Origin of the sequence: Pseudoalteromonas sp. S3178, assembly GCF_005886985.1 — a bacterium.
Lineage (GTDB): Bacteria > Pseudomonadota > Gammaproteobacteria > Enterobacterales > Alteromonadaceae > Pseudoalteromonas > Pseudoalteromonas carrageenovora.
The window spans coordinates 1-3,652 of the sequence record NZ_PNCW01000124.1 but is presented as its reverse complement, the minus strand read 5'-3'; the positions used below and the strand labels follow the sequence as shown (position 1 = coordinate 3,652).

Genomic DNA, 3,652 nt, shown 5'->3' with positions numbered 1-3,652 from the left:
AATCTACCGACGAAGAGCCACGACCTGTTGAGCCATTTAAGTTAAGTAATGCATTACTGTGACGGCGCTTACCATTAACAAGTACTAGAGTGTGATCGGGTGCTAAGCCACGAAGCTGTGCAGGGCGTACATGGTCACTACCATCAGTAAGAGATGCCTGCGGAAAGTTAAAGCTTGGTAATAAGTTACTTAATAATGCGTTTGTTTCGGTAAGGCCTGAGCTTTTAAGTGCATCGGCGCCAATAATATCAATAGGCACAGCGCTGTCTTCTACTGTGCGGCCTAATCGGCGAGAGCCAATAACGCTTATTTGTTCTATGTCTTTTTGTGCTTGTGGCTCTTGCTCTGCTGCTTTAATTGAAAAACTACCCAGTAAGGCTGCTGATACGCTTAACGCCAGCAGCTTTTGTGGTGCAGTTTGTTGTAATTTAAATAATGGTCTTTTATTCATATTGTTTTTCCCTCAAACCCATTGAATTATTTTGTTGTTGTATAAGTAAACCCTTTGGGCTTACCAAGGCTTTTATATAAGCCTGTTTTTAACAAATTGCTTTGTTACTTAGAACATATACGGCATTAACAAACTGAGTCAATTGAATAACATTCAATTAAACTGAATGTTTTTATAATTACATTTTACTAATTTTTATATTCAAAGTGATTTTAGTTATATAGAAATAGAGATATGTAAGTTACTGATGAGTAATAAGTTATTTTTACAATGGCTGGTTAACGTTTAATTAACTGGTAAGATGAGGTGGTAATTTAAAGTGATTGTTTGTAAAGGTCTATTTTTATTGGCTTGGCAATTAATTAAGATCTAATTATAAATAAATTTAAAACATAAAAATAAAAAACGGCTTTTAAATGTTAATTAAGTTAACATTTAAAAGCCGTTTAAAAAATAAGTGCGTTGTAATAAATGCCTATACTTTAAATATAGAAGAAACTGCCTTTTTATAAAAAATTGATATAAAAATAAGTTAAAATTTTATTCTGCCAATTAGCATATCTTTAAACATTATCCAATCTCCCCACAAACTATAAAAAGGGTGCTTAAAAGTTGCGGGGCGGTTTTTTTCAAAAAAGAAGTGCCCAACCCAAGCAAACCCGTAGCCAATAACAGGCAATAACCATAATAGGCTATATTGCTGTTTTAATAGCGCAATTGCGATAACTGCAAGTACAAGTACGCTGCCCACAAAGTGTAAACGGCGGCAGGTAACATTTCGATGCTCTTTTAAGTAATAAGGATAAAATGCCTTAAAGCTCTTAAACGTGTGTTCGTTTTCCATAATGTAGTCTTTTATTGTTATTAATTATAAATACGATTAAAGCTTAAGTTTACATTTGTTTACAGCAATAAATGTTACCTAGCGCATCTGAATAGACAAAAGAGCTAAAAGTTAATAGCTTAAGGTCACTATTTATAATAAAGAAGAACGGAACTCCTAATGTTTAAACATACTCTAGCATGTGCTCTACTTGTAGCACTTAGTGGCTGTTCAGAGCCAACCAATACGGTAACGCAAGAAGAAGTAAAACCACCTATGAAACAAGTTAACGCAGTTATATACCCAGAAACAAAAAAAGGTGACGTTGTAGATACCTATTTTGAAGAAACTATTGCAGACCCTTATCGCTGGCTAGAAGATGATATGAGCGAAGAGACCGCTGATTGGGTTAAAACGCAAAACAATTTAACGTTTTCTTATTTAGAGCAAATACCTTATCGCGATAAGTTAAAGCAGCGCCTTGAAAAACTAATGAACTACGAAAAAATAGGCCCTCCTTTCACTGAAGGCGATTACACCTATTTTTATAAAAACGATGGTCTACAAAACCAATATGTTTTGTATCGCAGTAAAGATGGTGGCGACGTTGAAGTATTTTTAGATCCAAACAAATTTAGTGACGATGGCACGACGTCTATGTCGGGTTTATCGTTTTCAAAAGATGGCTCATTATTAGCGTATCAAATATCTGAAGGCGGTAGTGATTGGCGTAAAATTATTGTTATTGATACTCATACTAAAGAGCAAGTTGAGGAAGCACTTGTTGACGTTAAATTTAGCGGTATTGATTGGCTAGGTAACGAGGGCTTTTATTATTCAAGCTACGATAAACCTAAAGGCAGTGAGCTTTCGGCTAAAACTGATCAGCATAAAGCGTATTATCATAAATTAGGGACAAAGCAATCTACCGACAATGTAGTGTTTGGTGAAACTGATGCGCAAAAACATCGTTATGTTGGCGCTGATGTAACTCATGATGGTCGCTACTTAATTATTTCGGCAAGTACGTCTACTTCAGGTAATAAGCTATTTATAAAAGACTTAACAAAAGAAAACAGTGAGTTTATAACGGTTGTTGATAATACTGATTCAGATATATCAGTTATTGATAACGAAGGTAGTAAGCTGTTTTTAGTAACTAACTTAAATGCGCCAAACAAAAAAGTAGTGACAGTAGATGCTGCCAATCCAACACCGGACAACTGGGTCGATTTAATTCCAGAAACAAAAAATGTATTAAATCTTACAAAAGGTGGCGACACTTTTTTTGCCAACTATATGGTTGATGCAATTTCGAAGGTAAAACAGTACAACAAAAAAGGTGAGTTAATTCGTGAAATTGCCTTACCGGGTGTAGGCACTGCACGTGGGTTTGGTGGTAAAAAGGATCAAACAACGCTTTATTACTCATTTACTAACTACACAACACCGGGCACAACCTATACATTTGATGTATCAACTGGCGAGTCGGGTGTTTATCGTAAGTCGGCTATTGATTTTAATAGCGACGATTACACCTCTGAGCAAGTATTTTACACATCAAAAGACGGCACAAAAATACCGATGGTCATCACCTATAAATCAGGCATTAAACTTGATGGTTCAAACCCAACTATTTTATATGGTTACGGTGGTTTTAATATTAGTTTAACACCAAGCTTTAGCCCGATTAATGCTGTGTGGCTTGAGCAAGGTGGTGTGTATGCCGTTGCTAATATTCGTGGTGGCGGTGAATACGGTAAAGACTGGCACAATGCAGGTACAAAACTTCAAAAGCAGAATGTGTTTGATGACTTTATTGCCGCAGCTGAATATTTAAAAGATAAAAAATACACCTCTAAAAAGCGTTTAGCACTTCGTGGTGGTTCTAACGGAGGCTTATTAGTTGGCGCTGTAATGACGCAGCGTCCTGACTTATTTCAAGTGGCATTACCTGCTGTAGGCGTACTTGATATGCTGCGCTATCATACATTTACCGCGGGCGCTGGCTGGGCATACGACTATGGCACCAGTGAGCAAAGTAAAGAAATGTTTGAATACATTAAAGGGTACTCACCACTTCATAATGTAAAAGCAGGTGTTGAATATCCTGCTACTATGATCACCACGGGCGATCATGATGACCGCGTTGTCCCTTCACATTCGTTTAAGTTTGCAGCTGAGCTTCAAGCAAAGCAAACAGGTAGTAATCCAACGCTTATTCGCATAGAAACAAATGCAGGACATGGCGCAGGTACGCCAACAAGTAAAACGATTGAGCAATACGCTGATATATTTGGCTTTACGCTGTATAACATGGGTATTGAGTCTTTATAAAAGCGCTAACTAGCTAAGCAAAAAGGCCGAGTAAATTTAAT

General features: G+C 36.8%; 3 protein-coding genes. 1 reads left to right on the top strand and 2 read right to left on the bottom strand.

Annotated elements, in window-relative coordinates:
- The coding region (locus tag CWC11_RS20255; RefSeq protein ID WP_171038466.1) for a TonB-dependent receptor plug domain-containing protein at nt 1-451 on the bottom strand (451 nt) is incomplete at its 3' end.
- Between the two features lie 532 nt (nt 452-983).
- Nucleotides 984-1,295 (bottom strand): Mpo1-like protein, encoded by a 312-nt coding sequence (locus CWC11_RS20250; protein WP_138684128.1) that lies wholly within the window; start codon nt 1,293-1,295, stop codon nt 984-986.
- Nucleotides 1,296-1,454: 159 nt separating this feature from the next.
- Between CWC11_RS20250 and CWC11_RS20245 the strand changes: the two genes are divergently transcribed.
- Complete coding sequence (locus CWC11_RS20245; protein ID WP_138684127.1) at nt 1,455-3,611, top strand: prolyl oligopeptidase family serine peptidase; 2,157 nt, start codon at nt 1,455-1,457, stop codon at nt 3,609-3,611.
- Nucleotides 3,612-3,652 lie beyond the last annotated feature (41 nt).

Excerpts from the sequence above, each read along its gene's own strand:
- CWC11_RS20250 (WP_138684128.1), bottom strand. The coding sequence starts at position 1,295 with ATGGAAAACGAACACACGTTTAAGAGCTTTAAGGCATTTTATCCTTAT.
- CWC11_RS20245 (WP_138684127.1), top strand. The coding sequence starts at position 1,455 with ATGTTTAAACATACTCTAGCATGTGCTCTACTTGTAGCACTTAGTGGC.